The sequence below is a fragment of the Allobosea sp. 01N443 genome (assembly GCF_056399325.1).
Window position 1 is genome coordinate 1 of the sequence record NZ_JBFTRC010000035.1, and the last position, 19138, is coordinate 19138.

Annotated in this window: 16 protein-coding genes and 1 pseudogene; 8 read left to right on the forward strand and 9 right to left on the reverse strand. The window is 65.1% G+C overall.

Annotated elements, in window-relative coordinates:
* Positions 1–154 (forward strand): annotated as a pseudogene (locus tag AC1DRP_RS11795) (IS481 family transposase); the annotation flags it as partial.
* Positions 155–189: 35 nt separating this feature from the next.
* On the opposite strand, the gene otnK reads toward AC1DRP_RS11795, so the two are convergent.
* A complete protein-coding gene (gene otnK, locus AC1DRP_RS11800) occupies positions 190–1464 on the reverse strand; it encodes a 3-oxo-tetronate kinase (RefSeq protein ID WP_476768570.1) in 1275 nt (424 codons plus the stop codon).
* 381 nt (positions 1465–1845) lie between these two features.
* Here otnK and AC1DRP_RS11805 point away from each other — a divergent pair, with 381 nt between their 5' ends.
* The 6 genes from AC1DRP_RS11805 to AC1DRP_RS11830 all read left to right on the forward strand — a co-directional run bounded on the left by AC1DRP_RS11805 (position 1846) and on the right by AC1DRP_RS11830 (position 8753).
* Positions 1846–3351, forward strand: a complete 1506-nt coding sequence (locus AC1DRP_RS11805; protein ID WP_441489076.1) for an ABC transporter substrate-binding protein — start codon at positions 1846–1848, stop codon at positions 3349–3351.
* 88 nt (positions 3352–3439) lie between these two features.
* Positions 3440–4384 carry an ABC transporter permease gene (locus AC1DRP_RS11810; protein ID WP_113515563.1) on the forward strand — a complete coding sequence of 315 codons (945 nt, stop codon included), beginning with the start codon at positions 3440–3442 and terminating at the stop codon, positions 4382–4384.
* A complete protein-coding gene (locus AC1DRP_RS11815) occupies positions 4384–5274 on the forward strand; it encodes an ABC transporter permease (protein WP_441489075.1) in 891 nt (296 codons plus the stop codon). The genes AC1DRP_RS11810 and AC1DRP_RS11815 overlap by 1 nt, the downstream gene beginning before the upstream one ends.
* A gap of 20 nt (positions 5275–5294) precedes the next feature.
* Positions 5295–7094 (forward strand): gamma-glutamyltransferase family protein, encoded by a 1800-nt coding sequence (locus tag AC1DRP_RS11820; RefSeq protein ID WP_476768571.1) that lies wholly within the window; start codon positions 5295–5297, stop codon positions 7092–7094.
* Positions 7095–7107: 13 nt separating this feature from the next.
* Positions 7108–7836 carry a DUF1028 domain-containing protein gene (locus AC1DRP_RS11825; protein ID WP_441508616.1) on the forward strand — a complete coding sequence of 243 codons (729 nt, stop codon included), beginning with the start codon at positions 7108–7110 and terminating at the stop codon, positions 7834–7836.
* A gap of 227 nt (positions 7837–8063) precedes the next feature.
* Positions 8064–8753: an OmpW/AlkL family protein gene (locus tag AC1DRP_RS11830; RefSeq protein WP_441489072.1), complete on the forward strand. Its 690-nt coding sequence runs from the start codon at positions 8064–8066 to the stop codon at positions 8751–8753.
* A 150-nt stretch (positions 8754–8903) separates the two neighbouring features.
* On the opposite strand, the gene AC1DRP_RS11835 is transcribed toward AC1DRP_RS11830, so the two are convergent.
* The 7 genes from AC1DRP_RS11835 to AC1DRP_RS11865 all read right to left on the reverse strand — a co-directional run bounded on the left by AC1DRP_RS11835 (position 8904) and on the right by AC1DRP_RS11865 (position 16327).
* On the reverse strand, positions 8904–9980 hold the full coding sequence (locus AC1DRP_RS11835) for a D-TA family PLP-dependent enzyme (RefSeq protein WP_441489071.1): 1077 nt from the start codon (positions 9978–9980) through the stop codon (positions 8904–8906).
* Positions 9977–10435 (reverse strand): RidA family protein, encoded by a 459-nt coding sequence (locus AC1DRP_RS11840; protein WP_476768572.1) that lies wholly within the window; start codon positions 10433–10435, stop codon positions 9977–9979. Before AC1DRP_RS11840 ends, AC1DRP_RS11835 begins: the two co-directional genes overlap by 4 nt.
* A gap of 121 nt (positions 10436–10556) precedes the next feature.
* Complete coding sequence (locus AC1DRP_RS11845; RefSeq protein WP_441508617.1) at positions 10557–11726, reverse strand: amidohydrolase/deacetylase family metallohydrolase; 1170 nt, start codon at positions 11724–11726, stop codon at positions 10557–10559.
* 22 nt (positions 11727–11748) lie between these two features.
* A complete protein-coding gene (locus tag AC1DRP_RS11850; RefSeq protein ID WP_441508618.1) occupies positions 11749–12684 on the reverse strand; it encodes an N-carbamoyl-D-amino-acid hydrolase in 936 nt (311 codons plus the stop codon).
* Positions 12685–12853: 169 nt separating this feature from the next.
* Positions 12854–13762, reverse strand: a complete 909-nt coding sequence (locus AC1DRP_RS11855; protein ID WP_441508619.1) for an ABC transporter permease — start codon at positions 13760–13762, stop codon at positions 12854–12856.
* The gene (locus AC1DRP_RS11860) at positions 13759–14700 is read right to left on the reverse strand and encodes an ABC transporter permease (RefSeq protein WP_441508620.1); all 942 of its coding nucleotides are present in this window, start codon (positions 14698–14700) and stop codon (positions 13759–13761) included. Before AC1DRP_RS11860 ends, AC1DRP_RS11855 begins: the two co-directional genes overlap by 4 nt.
* 28 nt (positions 14701–14728) lie before the next feature.
* Positions 14729–16327, reverse strand: a complete 1599-nt coding sequence (locus AC1DRP_RS11865; protein ID WP_441489067.1) for an ABC transporter substrate-binding protein — start codon at positions 16325–16327, stop codon at positions 14729–14731.
* A gap of 401 nt (positions 16328–16728) precedes the next feature.
* Between AC1DRP_RS11865 and AC1DRP_RS11870 the strand changes: the two genes are divergently transcribed.
* A complete protein-coding gene (locus AC1DRP_RS11870; RefSeq protein ID WP_476768573.1) occupies positions 16729–17685 on the forward strand; it encodes an amidohydrolase family protein in 957 nt (318 codons plus the stop codon).
* 18 nt (positions 17686–17703) lie between these two features.
* On the opposite strand, the gene AC1DRP_RS11875 is transcribed toward AC1DRP_RS11870, so the two are convergent.
* Positions 17704–19116: an amidase gene (locus AC1DRP_RS11875; protein WP_476768574.1), complete on the reverse strand. Its 1413-nt coding sequence runs from the start codon at positions 19114–19116 to the stop codon at positions 17704–17706.
* Positions 19117–19138 lie beyond the last annotated feature (22 nt).

The following is a 19138-nucleotide window of genomic DNA, read 5'->3' on the forward strand; positions in this document are numbered from 1 at the left end:
CCTCACAGACTTCGTTGTCGCCTACAATTTCGGCCGCCGGCTGAAGACCCTTAGGGGGCTCACACCCTACGAGTTCATCTGCAAATGCTGGACTTCAGAGCCAGAACGATTCAGGCTCGATCCAATCCATCAAATGCCGGGACTAAACAGCTAGGTCATCGGACCGGATACGATATCGGGTCCGATGACCTAGCGGAGCAGGCTCCATGCCTTCAGGAAGAAATCCGGTGCGCCGAAATTCCCGGATTTCAGGGCAACAGCCATCGCGGGGCTACCGACGACGCGAGTCCACGRCACACCGGGGTCGATCTCGGGGCCAATCTCGAGCGTCTGGATGCCGAGGCCCTGGACAACGGCGCCCGAGGTCTCGCCACCGGCGACGAGCAGGCGCGTAACACCGCCCTTGGCGAGCAGGCGCGCCGTTTCAGCGAAAGCCTGCTCGACGATCTCACCGGCCTTGTCGCGGCCAAGCTGCCCCTGGATCGCGGCGACTTCGGCCGGGTCATCGCTGGAATAGACGAGGAAGGGTCGATCGGCTGGTTGCGCCAGCGCCCAATCGGCCAGAATTCGTGCCGTCTGCTCGCCGGTGGCCAGAGCGAGCGGATCGACCTTCAGCGCGGGATATCCGGCTTCAAGCGCCGCCTTGATCTGCCCGCGTGTGGCAGTGGAGCAGCTGCCCGAGATAATGCCGGCCCGCCCCTCGGGCGCCTCGAGATGGGCCGCGATATCGCGATCCGGCAACAGCCCTGCCTTGCGGAAGTTCTGCGGCAGCCCCATCGCGATGCCGGAACCGCCGGTCAGCAGGACCGCCCCATCGACAGCAGCGCCCAGCACCATCAGGTCGTCATTGGTCAGCGCGTCGGTCACGACATAGCGCACGCCCTGCCCCGCCAGTTCCACAAGCCGGTTCTTGACCGCGCCGGCCCCAGCCAGGACCGTGGCGTATCCGATATGGCCGACAGGGGTCTCGGTCTGTGCCGCCATCAGGCGCATCAGGTTTGAATCCCGCATCGGCGTCAACGGGTGGTCCTTCATCGAGCTCTCATGCAGAGGCACGGAGCCGACGAAGAGATAGCCCTGATAGATCGAGCGGCCATTCGCGGGAAAGGCCGGGCAAATGATGACGCTTTCCGCGCCGAGCCGGCGCATCAGCGCGTCCGCCACGGGGCCGATATTGCCGTGCGGAGTCGAGTCGAAGGTCGAGCAATATTTGAACAGGATCTGGCGCGCCCCGGCGGCGAGCAGCGCCTCGCAGGCGGCGAGCGACTGCGCCACTGCTTCCGAAACCGGATTGGTGCGCGACTTCAGCGCGACGACGACCGCATCGGCCTCCGGCAGGGTTGCATTGGCCGATGGCGCGCCGATCACCTGAACCGTCCGCATCCCGGCCCGGTTCAGCATCAGGGCGACGTCGGTCGCACCCGTCATGTCGTCGGCAATCACACCCAGAAGCATCCGTCCCATTCCCTGTTTCCAGCGCATACAAACTGCGCCTGATACCCGTATCCGTCTGGCGCAGTGCATATCAGAGATCATGCCCTGCGTGCGCGTAGCCCGGACATGCCGGCCTCAGCCAGAAGCGGAGAGCTTGGCCGCCAACTTGCATACAAGCCGAACGGCGACCCGGGAACAATACTCCGCAAGAATGATGCAGCGCATGATCGACGCCCGCCGAAACTTGCGCCAACTTGGTGCTGAACGGGACCAACCCGGGAGGCTCTTCGCTTTCGGATTCTGCATATCGACCTAGCGGCGCAAGCAGCCTGCGTTCGGCAGGCCATGCGCCAGATCTCTATCCGGCCGCGCGAACGCGCCTCACACAGAAAATCCAACAGGGGAAAACCGATGAAGCTCATTGCCGCGCTGGTTTCAGCGACCTTCCTGACGATCGCGAGCCTGCCAGCCATGGCGCAGGCGCCGAACACGCTGCGTGTCGGCCTGCAGGAAGACCCCGACGTGCTCGACCCCCACAAGGCGCGCACCTTCGTCGGTCGCATCGTCTTCATGGGGCTGTGCGACCGGCTGCTCGATATCACGCCTGACCTCAAGCTCGTCCCGCGGCTGGCGACCGAATGGTCATTCTCCCCTGACGGGCTGACGCTGACCATGAAGCTGCGCAGCGATGCGAAGTTCCATGACGGCGAGCCCTTCAATGCCGAAGCGGCAAAGGCCAATCTGGAGCGGGCGCGCACGCTGCCGGACTCCCTGCGGAAATCGGAACTCGCCTCGGTCGACAGTGTCGAGGCCGTCGATGCCACCACGCTCGTGCTGAAGCTCAAGCGCCCCGACGCGACCCTGCTTGCCCAATTGACCGATCGCGCCGGCATGATGCTGGCTCCCAAGAGCCTCAGCGGCGATGTCGGCGCCAAGCCGATCTGCTCCGGCCCCTACAAGTTCGTCGAGCGCGTCCAGAACGACCGCATCGTGCTGGAGAAGTTCAAGGAACACTGGGAGGCCGCGAACTACCAGTTCGACCGGGTGCTCTATCGTTCGATCCCCGACACCACCGTGCGTCTCGCCAATCTGAGAGCCGGCGAACTCGACATGCTGGAGCGCCTTGCGCCGACCGACGTGCCGGGCGCCCGGGGCGACAAGTCGCTCAAGATCGCCAGCACATCGAATCTCGGCTATCAGGGCATCACCATCAACACGTCCAATGGCGAGGCGGCGAACCAGCCGATGGGCAAGGACAAGCGCGTCCGCCAGGCCCTGTCGCTCGCGATCGACCGCAAGGTCCTGAGCCAGGTCGTGTTCGAAGGGCTGTACGAGCCGATGATCCAGCCGTTCAACCCCGGAAACCCCTATCTCAGCGCCGACTTCCCGGTGCCGGCGCGCGACGTCGCCAAGGCGAAGGCGCTGCTCAAGGCAGCCGGTGCCGAAAAGGTCTCGGCCGAGCTCTTCGTCACCAACAATCCCGTCGACGCGCAGCTTGGCCAGGTCATCCAGGCAATGGCTCAGGAAGCCGGCATCGACATCCAGATCCGCTCGAGCGAATTCGCGAGCCAGCTGCGCGACCAGCAGCAGGGCAAGTTCCAGATGAGCCGCATCGGCTGGTCCGGCCGCATCGACCCCGATGGCAATATCCACCAGTTCGTGACGTCGAAGGGTAACCAGAACGACGGACGCTACAGCAATCCGGAGGTCGACAAGCTGCTCGACCAGGCCCGCACCGTCTATGACGTCGCCGAGCGCAAGAAGCTCTATGACGCAGCGCAGGCAATCCTGCAGGACGAGCTGCCGATCGTCTATCTCTACAACCAGACGGTGTTCTTCGCGCTGCGCTCCAACATCGATGGCTTCGTGATCAATCCCGACGGCATGATCCGGCTCGCCGGGTTGAAGAAGAAGTGATGACCGCCTCTTCTCGAACCCCACACCCTCGTCAGCTCCGGGCGACCCTTGCGTCGCCCGGAATGGCGGCCGGGCTTAGGGGGCAGCCATGCTGACCCTGATCGGCCGCCGCGTCTTGATCGCGATCCCGACACTCTTTCTGGTGTCGCTGTTCGTCTTCGCCCTGCAGCGAGCCTTGCCCGGCGATCCGTTCCTCGTCATCGCCGGCGAGGAGCGCGATCCGGAGGTGATCGCCCGGCTGCGCGAAATCTACCGGATGGACGATCCCATCGTCGTCCAGTTCTTCGCCTGGCTCGGCCAGGTCGTGCAGGGCGATTTCGGCCGCTCGCTGCGAACCGGCGAGCCGGTGCTCGGGCTGATCCTGCAAAAGCTGCCTGTCACCATCCAGCTCGCCACGGCCTCGATCCTCGTCGCCGTCGCGATCGGCGTCCCGGCGGGCATCATCGCCGCCCGCAACAAGGGGACGGCCCTCGACTATTCCGCCAGCGCGCTCGCGTTGTCGGGTCTCTCGATTCCGAATTTCTGGCTCGGCATCATGCTGATCCTGCTCGTCTCGGTGGAGCTCAAGCTCCTGCCGGCATCGGGATATGAGCCGATCTTCAGCAACCCGATCGGCGCGATCGAGCGGCTGATCATGCCCGCCTTCGTGCTGGGCGGCGGGCTTGCGGCTTTCCTGATGCGCCATACGCGCGCTGCGATGCTGGAGGTCCTGCAGTCCGACTATGTCCGCACCGCGCGCGCCAAGGGGCTCGACGAGCAGACGGTCGTCAACCGCCATGCGCTGCGCAATGCCCTGATTCCGATCATCACCCTCTCGACGCTGCTCTTCGGCGAGCTGCTGGCCGGAGCTGTGCTGACCGAACAGGTCTTCACGATTCCCGGTTTCGGCAAGCTGATCATCGACGCCGTGTTCAATCGCGATTACGGCGTGGTGCAAGGCGTCGTCCTGTGCACTGCAATCGGCTTCATCCTGATGAACCTGCTTGCCGACCTGCTCTACATCCTCGTCAACCCACGCCTGAGGGACGGCTGATGGCGAACATCGCATTGGACCGCCCGTCCCCGACCAGCTCGTTGGAACCATTGCCGGCGCGAAGCCCGCGCGCCTGGACGAAACTGCTGCACAACCGCTCCGCCCAGATCGGCGGGGCGCTCGTGCTGATCTTCGTGCTGATGGCGATCCTGGCGCCGCTGCTGCCGCTGGCAGACCCGCTGAAGTCGAACTTCCTCGCCATCCGCAAGCCGCCTTCGGCGCTGTACTGGTTCGGCACCGACGAACTCGGCCGCGACCAGTTCTCCCGCCTGTTCTACGGCGCGCAAACCTCGCTGCTGGCCGGCATCTTCTCGGTCTCGATCGCGCTGGCGGTCGGAGTACCGTTCGGGCTGCTGGCGGGGTGGTATGGCGGCTGGATCGACATCGCGATCTCGCGCGTCACAGAAGCGATGCTGGCCTGCCCCTTCCTGATCGTCGCGATTGCGTTTGCAGCGATCCTCGGCCCCTCCTTGACCAACGCCATGATCGCGATCGGCCTCTCGGCCGTTCCGATCTTCATCCGGCTGGTCCGGGGCCAGGTGCTCAGCATCAAGGCCGAGGATTTCATCGAGGGAACGCGCGCGATCGGTGCCCGCGACATGCGGATCCTGTTCCTTCACGTCCTGCCGAACACGCTTTCGCCGATCGTGGTGCAATCCACCCTGTTCATGGCGCAGGCGATCATCCTGGAAGCGGCCCTCTCCTTCCTCGGCCTCGGCCAGCAACCTCCCGCTCCGTCCTGGGGTCAGATGCTCAACGTCGCCAAGAATTTCATGGAGCAGGCGCCGTGGATGTCGGTCGCGCCCGGGATCACCATCTTCTTCGCCGTTCTCGGCTTCAACCTGCTCGGCGACGGCCTGCGGGACGCGCTCGACCCCAAAGAACACTAAGCAAGCCTAGGGATAGCATCATGTTCACGACCCGCCCCGAAATCCTCGGCACCTTTGGTGTCGTCACCTCGACGCATTGGCTCGCGACGGCCTCCGGCATGGYCATGCTGGAAAAGGGCGGCAACGCCTTCGATGCCTGTGCCGCCGCAGCCTTCGTGCTCCAGGTCGTCGAGCCGCATCTGGTCGGCCCGGCCGGCGACATGCCGGCCGTGTTCTATTCGGCCGAGACGAAGAAGGTCGAAGTCATCTGCGCGCAGGGCCCGGCTCCGCAGGCAGCCACCATTGCGGCCTTCAAGGAACTCGGCCTCGACCTGATCCCCGGATCGGGACTGCTCTCGACGGTCGTGCCCGGCGCTTTCGGCGGCTGGATGACGCTGCTGCGCGACCATGGCCGCCTGTCGCTGCGTGAGGTTCTCGAGCCGGCCATCGGCTATTTCGAGAACGGCCATCCGATGCTCCCGCGTGTCTCCGACACGATCGGCTCCCTGACCGATCTCTTCACCAATGAGTGGCCGACCTCGGGGGCGGTCTATCTGCCGGGCGGCAACGTGCCGAAGGGCAAGGAACTCTTCAGCAACAAGGCCGCGGCGGAAACGTACAAGCGCATTCTGTCGGAAGCGGAAGCCGCCGGCGGTTCGCGCGAGAAGCAGATCGAGGCTGCTTACGACACCTGGTACAAGGGCTTCGTCGCGGAAGCGATGGACGCATTCTGCCGCACGACCGAGGCGATCGATTCCTCCGGCCGCCGCCACAAGGGCCTGCTCACCGCCGACGACATGGCGCGCTGGAAGCCGACCTACGAAACGCCCGCGAGCGTGAACTATCACGGCTGGGAGGTCTTCAAGATCGGTCCCTGGGGCCAGGGCCCCGTCTTCCTGCAGACGCTGAAGATCCTGGAAGGCATCGATATCGCCGCGATGGGACCGGCCAGCCCGGAATTCATCCATCACGTCACCGAGGCGATGAAACTCGCCTTCRCCGATCGCGAGGCCTATTACGGCGATCCGGATTTCGTGAAGGTGCCGATGGCGACGCTGCTTTCGGAGGATTACGCCCGCGGCAGGCGCAATCTCATCACCGACAAGGCCTCGCATGAGCTGCGCCCCGGCATGATCCCCGGCTTCGAGGAGCAGGTCGGCAAGATGCTGGCGAATATCCGCATCGCCGGGCAGAGCGGCGCCGGCGGCGCAACCGTCGGCGAACCGACGCTCGCCTCGATGGTTGCATCGTCGAAGCGCGGCGATACCGTTCATATCGACGTGATCGACAAATGGGGCAACATGATCGCCGCCACGCCGTCTGGCGGCTGGCTGCAATCCTCTCCCGTCATCCCCGAGCTTGGCTTCCCCCTGAACTCGCGCGCGCAGGCATTCTGGCTGGAAGAGGGCCTGCCGGCCTCGCTCGCGCCGCTGAAGCGCCCGCGCACCACGCTGACGCCGACACTGGCCTTCGAGAATGGCGAACCGCGCCTGGCTTTCGGCACGCCGGGCGGCGACCAGCAGGAGCAATGGCAGCTCGGCATGTTCCTGCGCCGGGTGCACCACGGTCTCAACCTGCAGGAGGCGATCGACCTGCCGCTGTTCCACACGCAGCACTTCCCCTCGACCTTCTATCCGCGCGAAGCGCGGCCGGGGCATCTCACGGTCGAGGAGAGCATCGGCGCTGCGGCGATCGCCGATCTGGTCCGGCGCGGCCATGATCTCGAGAAGGCCCCGGCCTGGACCGTCGGACGCCTGACCGCGGCGGAGAAGAGCAGCAATGGCCTCTTGCGTGCCGCGGCGACGCCACGTCTGATGCAGGCCTACGCCGCCGGCCGCTGAGAAGGATTGCTCCATGACCTGGTCTATCGTCGCCCGCGATGCGGCGACAGGCGCCTATGGCGTCGCGGTTTCCACCTGCGCCTTCGCCGTCGGCTCGCGCGTGCCGCAGGGCGCGGCGCGCACGGGGGCGCTTGCCACACAAGCCTTCCTCAACCCGCTCTATGGCATCGATGGCCTGCGGCTTCTGCTCGAAGGCCGCCCGGCCGCCGAGATCGTCGCCAACCTCACAGCGGCCGATGAGGGGCGCAATCATCGCCAGCTGCACATCATCGACCGGGACGGCAAGATTGCCGCTCATACCGGTTCGGCCTGCATCGACTGGTGCGGCTCGGTCGAAGGCCCGCAGGTCTCGGTGGCTGGCAACATGCTCGCCGGACCGCAGGTGATCGAGGAAACGCTGAAGGCCTATATTGCGGCCTCGGCGCTCGATTTCGACGAGCGCTTGCTGGTTGCGCTCGAGGCCGGAGAGCGGGCCGGCGGCGACAAGCGGGGTCGCCAGTCCTGCGCGGTTCGGATCTGGTCGACCGATGCCTTTCCGAGCTTCGACATCCGCGTCGACGATCACGCAGACCCGCTCGCCGAATTGCGGCGGCTCTGGCGCATCGCGCACCAGCGCTCCGTGCCCTACCAGGCCGCCTCGCCGTCTCGTGCCCGACCGGCGGGGATCACGGACCGCACCGAGCTCGATCGGCTGTGCAGCGAGTATGCTGCTGCCTGGAATGCGAGGCACCCCGAGAGCTGAGCCCTTCGGCCGTCCGGGGCGTGGCATCGCGCCTGGCCCCGGCTTCGGATGGGCGCCAAGCACAATCTCTGCGTCAATGCTGCAACAGGGCGCCGTGATCGTCGGCAGTCCTGTCGCCGTCTTGACGCAGATCAATCACTTTCCCCGAGCACTGGCGAAGAACGGTCCCACCGGCCGGGCAAGTTGCGATGGATTGAGTCGCCCACCGGCAGCAGCTGGGGACCATCATGACGACACGCCTTCTCCCGACCGCTCTGAGCGCCGTCCTGCTCGCAGGCACCGCGCTGACAAGCGCTGAGGCAGCCGATCTGCCCTCCTACAAGGTACAGCCGGTCGCGCCGATTCTGGCGCAGTGGAGYCCCTGGATGATCCGCGGGCGCGCACTCGTCGTGGTACCACAGGAGGATGCCTCGCTCCGGATCGGCGGCGTCACAGTTCCCGGCGCGGACGTCAGCATCTCGACCTCGGTCGTGCCCGAACTCGACATCAGCTATTTCTTCACGAAGAACATCGCCGCCGAGCTGATCCTTGGCGTCACCCCGCATCGCGTCAAAGGCGCTGGTGCTCTCGCCGGAGCGCGGATCGGCTCTGCCTGGCTGCTGCCGCCGACGCTGATGCTGCAATATCACTTCACTGACCTCGGGCGCATCAAGCCCTATGTCGGCGCCGGCGTGAACTACACGGTCTTCTTCAACGAGAAGGCCAAGGGCGGCTTCACCGATTTCGATCTGAAGGACAGCTTCGGCCTCGCCCTGCAGGCCGGCTTCGACTACATGATCGACGACCACTGGGGCATCAACTTCGACGTGAAGAAGATCTTCCTCGAGCCGAAGGTCAAGGTGAACAACGGCCTGGTCAGCGGCAAGGTCAAGATCGATCCCTGGCTGATCGGGACAGGCGTCACCTACAAATTCTGAGCTGAAAGATGTTCAGGCTCCCCCGCCGGGTGCGGCGAGGGAGCCTTGAGAATCGGTCCGGAACGTGGATTACGGCTTGGGAAGGCCGATGCAGACACTGAAGGTCAGATCATCGGACCGGCTGCGCGATCCGGTCCGATGATCCTGTTGTCAGGTCAGCCTGCCGCGCGCCGCGACCGGTAGTTCGCCGATCAGCTTGTCGCCGCGCACCGTGATCAGCCTGTCGACCATGTTGACGACGACGCAGACATGGTTCGGCACGATCCGGACGACCTCGCCGACCTTCGGCCGTTCATTCGAGGCCGCAAGGTCGAGGAAGCCATGCTCCTCGGCGAATTTGGCAATCTTGGCGGACGGATACTCCAGAATATAGCCGTGCCCTTCGAGGCCGCCGGTGTCGCTCGTCAGCGTCTTGGACCCTGAATCGAGGATGCCGCGCTCCGGGCCGGCACGGCTCACCACCGTCGCATAGACCGTCAAGGCGCAGTCATCGAGGCTGGCGACGCCCGCCGCGACCTGCATGCGGTCGTTGAAGATCGAGGTACCGGCGCGGTGCTCGGTCGCGCCCTTGAGCTTGCCGATATTCGGAATATTGGGCGAGCCACCGGTCGAGACGATGCCGGCCTCGAGCCCCGCATCGCGCAGGCCCGCATTGGCCGTGTCGAGGAAGAGCTGCGTCCGGTCCCAGCCATCCTCCGGCGGATACATCAGGAAGCCGGCGAAGCGCAGGCCCTTGGAACCGGCGATCATCTTGGCAAGCTCGACCGCCTCACCAGGCGTCTCGACGCCGGCGCGCTGGCGACCGGTGTCGCATTCGACCACGACCTCGAGGTCGCGCCCGGCGATCTCGGCGGCCGTCGGCAGGCCGGCGATGGTGACGGGATTGTCAGCCGCCACGATCATCCGCACACGGCGCTGAAGCGCGCCGAGGCGCCCAAGCTTCTCCTCGCCGAGGATGTTGTAGCTGATCATGATGTCGTCGAGGCCGCCATCGGCCATGACCTCGGCCTCGCCGAGCTTCTGGCAGGTAATGCCGCGGGCGCCGGCCTCGCGCTGCAGGCGCGCGAGCTCGGGCGATTTATGCGTCTTGATATGCGGACGATTGGCSACGCCGGCGGCGTCGCAGGCGGCCTGGAGGCGCGCGATATTGGCCTCGACCTTATCGAGATCGATGACGACGGCCGGCGTGCCGTAGACGCGGGCAATTTCCTCGGCAAGCGCGGTCATGGCAGCACCCGGATGATGACTTCGATCTCGACGGTCATGTTGTTGGGCAGCGAGCCCATGCCCACGGCCGAGCGGGCGTGACGGCCGTTCTCGCCGAGAACGGCGACGAACAGGTCCGAGCAGCCGTTGATCACCTTGGGCTGTTCCGCGAAATCCGGCACCGCATTGACCATGCCGAGCAGCTTGATGACCTCGACCTTGTCGAGCGAACCGGCGGCCYCCTGCATAGCCGCGAGCAGACCAAGCCCGGTCTGCTTGGCGTGTTCGTAAGCCTCTTCGACCGTGACATTGGCGCCGACCTTGCCGGTCGGATAGCTGCCATCGGCCCGACGCGGCCCCTGGCCGGAGAGATAGACGATATCGCCAGCCCGCTTGAAGCGGACATAGTTGGCGACCGGCGTCGCGACGTTGGGCAGTGTCAGCCCGAGTTCCTTGAGCCTGGCTTCGGCAGACATGGTGTTTCCTCTATCGTTATTGTGGCGCGGCGTTCCGCGGACGGCACACAACGCGCGCCCGTGAGACTCCGACGTGAGATGCCCGGGTCAAGCCCGGGCTTGTCGGCAGCACGACCTGGCCTTAGGCCGCCACCTTCTTGAACTTGTTCGTGCGCTTCGGGTGCCACCACTTGCCCTTCAGCACCACGCCCTCGGAAACGAACTTCTTGTCGCCGATCAGGTGCTCCCCGACGACGTCGACATAGTCGAACTTGCCTTCCTTGACGGTGAGGATGGTGGCGTCGCCCAGCGAGCCGACCCTCAGCGAGCCGTATTCGGGACGCTTCAGCGCCATGGCGGCATTCACGGTCGAGGCTGCGATGACGTTGTTCAGGCTCATGCCCATGCAGAGGAACTTCGACATGGTGGTGACCTGGTCATAGGCCGGCCCGTCGATGCAGAGCTTGTGAACGTCCGACGAGATCACATCCGGCTCGAAGCCATTGGCAAGCATGGCGCGCGTCGTCTTGAACGAGAACGAGCCCTTGCCATGGCCGATATCGAAGATGACACCGCGCTTGCGGGCGGCGAGCACCTCCGGCTTCACCGTGCCCTGGGCCGTCGCGGGTGCGTTCGGGAACGGCCGGAAGGCGTGGGTCAGTACGTCGCCCGGCCGCAGCATGCCGATGACTTCCTCATAGGATGGCGGCGGATGGTCGATATGGCACATCAGCGGCATGCCGACCTCGTTGGCCACCTGCAGCGCGATGTTCAGAGGCACCGTCCCGGACGTGCCCGAGGCATGCAGGCCGACGCGGACCTTGATGCCGACGATATAGTCGCGATTGGCGTCGGCGACTTCGACGCAATCAATCGGATTCATCATGCGCAGGTCGCCGCTCTCGCCGACCATGACGCGATGATCGAAGCCGTAGATGCCGGCATGCGAGACATGGAGATAGGCCAGGATGCGGGCCTGGCTCTGCTCGATCACATGCTTGCGGAAGCCGGCCCAGTTGCCCGGTCCGGCGCTGCCGGTGTCGACCGAGGTGGTGACGCCGGACATGCGGCAGAACTCGTCGGCATCGATGCCGAGCGAGGTGCCGCCCCAATAGACATGGGTGTGGAGGTCGATCAGGCCGGGCGAAACGATATAGCCCGAGACATCGCGAACTTCAGTATCGGCGCCGCCCTTCAGGTCCTTGCCGAAGCCTGAGACCTTGCCGTCGGTGAAGGCGACATCGAGAATGCCGTCATGCTTCTGCGAGGGATCGATGACCCGCCCGCCTTTCAGGATGAGATCGTGGTTCATGGCTGGTCCTTTGACGGCAAACTCAGAGCGGTGAGATAGCGCCCTTGCGCTCCACGATCATCCGGTATTGCTCCGGCTCGCGGTGGCGGGCGAAATTGAATGTGGATGCCTTGTAGCTCTTGCCGAGATCGAGATCACAGCGGGCGACGACGAGTTCGTCCCCCTCGGTGACGGCCTGGGCCACGACCTCGCCGGTCGGCGCAATGATGCAGGATCCGCCGATCTGGTCGACGCCGGCCTCGAGCCCCGCCTTGGCCACGCCGACGACCCAGGTGGCGTTCTGGTAGGCACCGGCCTGCATGACGAGCTGATTGTGGAAATTGCCGAGGCGGTCGTGGTCGGGCGCCGGGGGGTTATGCTTGGGCGTGTTGTAGCCGAGCACGATCAATTCGACATCCTGCAACCCCATGCTGCGATAGCTCTCGGGCCAGCGCCGATCATTGCAGATCATCATGCCGATATTGGCATCCATCGTCCGCCACACGGGCCAGCCGAGATTGCCGGTCTCGAAATAGCGCTTCTCGAGATTCTGGAAGGGAGCGCCCGGCCGGTGCTCGGGATGTCCAGGCAGGTGGATCTTGCGATATTTGCCGACGATCGAGCCGCTCTTGTCGACCAGGACCGCGGTGTTGAAGCGGCGCTTGCGCCCGTCCTCGAAGGCGAGCTCGGGATAGCCGAGATGGAAGCCGATACCGAGACGGGCGGCCTCCTCGAAGAGCGGCGCCGTCTCGTTCGAGGGCATGGCACTCTCGAAATAGGAATCGATCTCGTCCTCGTCATCCATCCACCAATGCGGAAAGAAGGCTGTCAGGGCGGCTTCTGGATAGACGACGAAATCGCAGCCATGCCCCTTGGCCTGGCGCATCAAGGCGATCATGCGGGCGACGGCCGAAGCGCGGCTTTCATCCCGATGGATGGGGCCGAGCTGGGCTGCGGCCACCGTCAGAATTCGACTCACCTTGTTTCCTCCTCAGCGCACGGGCCAGCATCGCGATCATCCAGGGCAGGCGAAAGCCGGTCAGCCCGCATGGACGCCATCGGATTTCCGCAGACCGCACCCCGAATCCGGGGTGCGAGGCCAGCGGACGCTGCGGCAGAGCCAGCCGGCATGGTGGATGCGGTTCCCCTCAGAGGCTCTTTGCCAGGCGGGGATCGAGCGAGTCGCGCAGGCCGTCACCGAGCAGGTTCACGGCAAGCACCGTGATCGACAGGAAGACCGCCGGGAACAGCACGATATGCGGCCGGACCTGCCAGAGCGCCCTGCCCTCGGCCATGATATTGCCCCAGGACGGCGTCGCCGGCGGAATGCCGGCGCCGATGAAGGAGAGGATCGCCTCGACGATCATCGCGCTGGCGCAGATATAGGTCGCCTGCACGGTCATCGGCGCGATGGTGTTCGGCAGGATGTGGCGCATGATGATGCGCGGCGCGCGTGCACCGGCGGCCACCGCCGCCTCGACATAGGGCTGCTCGCGCAGGCTGAGCACCACGCCGCGCACCAGGCGGGCGACGCGCGGGATTTCGGCAATGGTGATGGCGATGATGACGTTCTGGACCGAGCCGCGCGTCAACGCCATCAGCGCGATCGCCAGCAGGATCGGCGGGATCGACATCATGCCGTCGATGCCCCGCATGACGATGCCGTCAGCCCGGCGCACGAAGCCTGCGAAAAGGCCGATCGCCAACCCGACCAGAGACGACAGGATGGCGACGGTGAAGCCGACAATCAGCGAAACCCGCGCGCCGTAGATGACACGGGAATAGATGTCGCGCCCGAGCATGTCAGTGCCGAACCAGTACTGCTCCGAGGGCATCCTGGTGCGCCTCGCCGGCGCGATCGCGGTCGGATCGACAGTCCAGAGCAGCGGCGCAAGGATGCCGATGAGGATCATGAGCAGCAACAGGCCGCCGCCGATCGCGACCGAGGGGTGCCGGCGCATGAAGCGCAGCAGGTTTCTCAGGGGTGATCTCTCTGGCCCGATCCCGGCCAGAGCGGGAGCCGCCACGGCGGCAGGGCTCTCGGAGCGCGTCGTCAATAGCGTATCCTCGGATCGAGAAGCGTGTAGACCAGATCGATGATGAGGTTCACCAGCACGTAGACGAAGCTGAACATCAGGACGACGCCCTGAATCACGGGATAGTCGCGCCGCAGGATGGCATCGACCGTCAGCCGGCCCAGTCCGGGAATGGCGAAGACGCTCTCGGTCACCACGGCACCGCCGATCAGCAGGGCGATGCCGATGCCGATGATCGTCACGATCGGGATCGCGGCATTCTTCAGCGCATGCAGGAACAGGACGCTGCGCTGGCCGAGCCCCTTGGAACGTGCCGTGCGGATGTAGTCCTGCTGCAGCACCTCGAGCATCGTCGCGCGCGTGATGCGGGCGATCAGCGCGATATAGACGAGGCCGAGCGTGACCGAGGGCAGGATGAGGTTCCGGAGCCACGGCCACAGCCCTTCCGAGAGCGGCGTGTAGCCCTGCACCGGGAGCCAGTCGAGTTTCAGCGCAAAGACATAGGCCAGGAGATAGCCGACGACGAAGACCGGGATGGAAAAGCCGAGAACGGCAAAGGCCATCGCGAACTTGTCGACCCAGGTGCCTGCCTTCCAGGCCGCGATCACCCCCATCGGCACCGCGATGACGACCGCAAAGATCAGCGTCAGCACCATCAGCGAGACGGTCGGCTCGATGCGCTGGGAGATGAGCTGCGTCACCGGCAGCGAGGTGAAGATCGACGTGCCGAGATCACCCTGCAGCACCCTGAAGAGCCACTCGCCGAACCGTATCAGGTAGGGGCGGTCGAGCCCGAGGCTCAGCCTGATCTTCTCGACATCCGCGGGCGTCGCCTGATCACCCGCGATGACTGCCGCCGGATCTCCCGGCGCTATGTAGAGGAGAGAAAAGACGAACAGCGCCACGAAAGCCATCACCGGGATGGTCGTGATGATGCGTCTGACGATGAAAGCCAACATCGCGGCGCTGTATCCCTATCGTTGCAAATCAGGCCTTGGAGACGCCCCAGAAGAACGGCAACGGCCCGCTGACGACGCCCGAGACGTTCTTCCGCCAGGCTTGGTAGCCGAGATAGAAGCCGGTCGGCGCGTAGACGACATTCTGAACCGCCGCCTGGTTGAGCCGGCCCATGGCCGCCTTCTCCTCGGCGAGATCCTTGGCGTTGAACCAGTTCGTCACCTCGGTCTCGACGGCAGGCACGTCCGGCCAGCCGAACCAGGCCTTGTCGGCATTCGCGCGGATAGCCGTATACGAGGCCGGATTGATGCAGTCGGCGCCGGCATGCCAGGTGTGGAACATGCTCCAGCCGCCCTGGCCCGGTCCGGTCTTCTGGGCGCGCCGGGAACCGACCGTGCCCCAGTCTGTGGCGACGAAATCGACATTCATGCCGATGCGCTTGAGCAGATCGGCCGTGACGTCGCCCATCGCCTTGGTGGCGGACATGTCCTGCGCCACGACACAGACCACCGGCTCGCCCTTGTAGCCGGACTCGGCCAGCAGCTTCTTGGCGGCCTCGATATTGCGCATCTTGAGCATATCGCCGCCCTGCTCGGTGTAGAGCGGGGTGCCCGGCGTGAAGAAGCCGGGAAGCGGCTTCCAGAGCTTGTCGTCCTCGCCGACAAGCGCACGCATGTAGTCTTCCTGGTTCATCGCAGTCAGCACCGCCTGGCGCACCTTCAGATTGTTGAAGGGCGGGTGCAGGTGGTTCATGCGGAAGGCGCCGATATTGCCGAGCGGATCGCCGATATCGACATTGATATTCTTGTTGGCCTTGAGCACCGGCACGAGATCGGCGAGCGGCGTCTCCCACCAGTCGATCTCGCCATTCTGCAGCGCAGCGGCTGCCGTCGCCGGATCAGGCATGATCACCCACTCGATGCGATCGACCAGCATCTTCTTGCCGCCGGCGAGCCAGTTCGCCTGCTCGGAGCGCGGCACGTAATCGGCGAATTTCTCGAAGACCGCCTTGGCGCCCGGCACCCACTCATTGCGCAGGAACTTCATCGGTCCGGAGCCGACATATTCGGTGATCTGCTGGAACGGATCGGTCTTGGCGATGCGCTCGGGCATGATGAAGGAACAGGGAGCGTTGTTCTTCGCCAGCGCCAGCAACATCTTCGGGAAGGGCTGCTTCAGCGACCATTTCCAGCTCCGGTCGTCGACCGCAACCAGTTCGTTCTGGATGGCGCGGAGCATCAGGCCCATCGGGTCGCGCGCCGACCAGCGCACGAGGCTCTGCACCACGTCCTTGGCGAGCACCGGCTCGCCGTCATGGAATTTGAGGCCGGGGCGGAGCTTGAAGGTCCAGGTCAGGCCGTCGGAGGAGACCTCCTCGCTTTCGACCATCTGGCGCTGCGGCTGGAACTTGTCGTCAATGCCGTAGAGCGTATCCCAGACCAGCGCAGCGGCATTGCGAACGACATATTGCGTGCCCCAGATGGGGTCGAAATTCGCGAGATTGGCCTGCGGCACGAAGCGCAGGGTCTTGGCCGCTGCTCCTTGCGACAAGGCCGGCATGGACAGCCCTCCGGTGGCGGCCAGAGCGCCGGCACCAGTGGCAGATTTCAAGAATGTCCTGCGATCCATTACTCTCTCCCCTGAAACGGCTACCTCTGACGGGCGACCTTGAGGCGAGTGTGGGGGAGAAAGATCACCCTGACAACACGCCGCGCCGGTCGAAATCCKCGGCTGGGAGGCTTGCAGAGTCCGTGCCAAACGGTACCGGTTGGCCCCCAACGCCATGCGCCCGCGCCAATCGAGCATAATTCCGCAGAAAATTGCGCAACGTCGGCTAAATCGATTTGATCGGCGCGCAGCTGGCCTAATCACAGCGTTTTCCCAGCACGCGAAAGGTCCTGCTGACCGGCGAAGACGAAGCGCCCACTCAGGCCTCGTCACGCGCCACGCGCCAGACGCGCCCCCCTTCTGTCGCCCCGCAGAGTTCTGCTAGGCATTCGGGCGTTGACGCGGGTTTTTTGGGCAGGTCCATGCGCTTGGCAGTGGGGATATTGGTTCTGGGCTGCGCATTGGCGCTATCGTTCGGCGCCACCGTATCGGGTCAGGATCAGCCCCGTGTTCTGAAGCGGGTGAAGAGCTCGGCCGCTCCGGAAAGCACCGCACCAAGTCTCGAAACGGTGCCGTTCGTCGATGCGCATGTCCATCTCAACGACGAGGCCATGCAGATCGAACTGATGCGGCACTACGGGGCGAAGCGTGCCGTCGTGTTCTGGGGGCGCAACGGCGACAACGTGTCGATTGCCGATGCCGTCAAGCGCCGTCCCGACCTGTTCATCGGCTTTGCCTCGATTTCTCCGGAGCGCAGGGCTCATCGAAAGGCATGGGAGGATCAGGACCTGGCACTGCTCGAGGAGCTCGACGGTCTCCTGGCCACCGGCCAGTTCAAGGGTATTGGCGAGATATCGGCAGTGCATTTTCCGTCGCCCGGGTTTCCCGAGGCGAACTACGATCCGGCGGGCCCGATGATGAGCGGGATCATGGCACTGGCGCGCAAATACCGCGTGCCTGTCCTGGTCCATGTCGAATCGACACGGATGCGCGAACTGACATCGCTGCTCGAGGCCTTTCCCGATGTGAACCTGATCTGGGCCCATGGCGGTTACACGCCGCTGTTCCTGGCCCGCAGGATGCTCGAACGGCACCCCAACCTCTACTACGAGCTGAGCGCGCGAACCTGGCCAAGGCACCCGCGTTCCCCCGACTACACGATCCTGCAGGACGGCAGGAGTGTCTGGCCGGAATGGCTTGAGCTCATCGAGACGATGCCCGGCCGCTTCATCATCGGAACCGACGCAAGCCATCGCTCGCTGGAGAGCGAGCGGATGAAATTCGAGAGCGTGCAGTCTTTCCTGCGCCAGCTCAGCCCGGCAACACGGGAACGGGTGGCACAAGCCAATCTGCTGGGGCTGTCCGAACCCAGGCCCTGACCGGCCMGGCTTCGCTCTTCAGGCCACTCTGACGGGCGCGTCGACACGCGCGAAAGGCTGCAATGCCTCAAATGCCGCCGCCGCACGCAGAACCAGCGCATCCCGGCCGAACGGCCCGACGATCTGCAGTCCCGCCGGCAACCCGGCCGATGTCAGGCCGCAGGGCACGGAGATGGCCGGTGCCTGGGTGATGTTGAAGGGGTAGGTGAATGGCGTCCAGCGCGTCCAGTCATCGCCATATCCGCCGTGGCCGGGGGCATTCCGTCCGACCTCGAAGGCCGGCAGGGGCAAAGTCGGCGTGAGCAGCAGATCGAAGCGCTCGTGGAACTGCGTCATATGATACGCAAGCGCATTGCGCTGGTTGAGCAGGGCGTCGACATAGGCCGAGCCCGGAATCTGCTCGCCAGCCTCGGCCACGGCCACGAGACCCGGGTCCATCTGCGCGCGCTTCTCCGGCCCCGCTCCGCGCAGAGCCAGGGCAGCCCCCGCCGACCACAATGTCATCAAGGTCTCAAGCGGATCGTCGAAACCGGGATCGACCTCCTCGACGCTCGCACCCAGCTCACGGAACGCAAGCGCCGCCGCCGCGGCGAGCGCTGCGATCTCGGGGTCAACGAGATGGTTGCCGCCAAGGCGCGGCGACCAGGCGATGCGCAGGCCCTTCACGCCACCGGCAAGGCCCGCAACGTAGTCCGGCGGGGGCTCGATCATCGCGGTCATGTCCCGGCCATCAGGCCGACCGATCGCGTTCATGGCGAGCGCCGTGTCTGCGACGGTGCGGGTCAGCGGGCCGAGATGGGCGAGGAAACCCATGGTCGAAACGGGATAGGCCGGCACGCGGCCATAGGTCGGCTTCAAGCCGACGACACCGGTGAAGGCCGCCGGGATTCGGACTGATCCGGCACCGTCGGTTCCGATATGGATGCAGCCGAGATTGAGCGCTGCGCATGAGGCCGCGCCGGAAGAGGAGCCGCCCGGCCCGGTTCGGATATCCCAGGGATTGCGCGTGATGCCCGAGAACGGTGAGTCGCCAACACCCTTCCAGCCATATTCCGGCATCGTAGTCTTGCCGAGGAAGACGGTCCCGGCCTCACRCAACCGCGCCGCAGCCGGAGCGTCTTCCGGCCAGGGCGCGCCGGAGGCCAGCGCGGAGCCGCGGCGCATCGGCCAGCCCCTCACGCCGATATTGTCCTTGATCGTGACCGGCACGCCGTCGAGCGGACCGAGCGGAGCGCCCTTGAGCCAGCGTGCCTGCGAGGCCTCGGCCATGGCGAGCGTGACCTCGGCATCGCGCACGACGAAGGAGTTGATGTCGGGCTCGAAACGCTCGATGCGGTGGAGCGCGTCCTTGGCGACCTCGACCGGCGAGAGGCTGCGCCCAGCGTAGAGCTTGTTCAGCGCGACAGCAGACAGGGAAGCGATTGCGGTCATCGGCATCTCTCGTGAGGAGGAA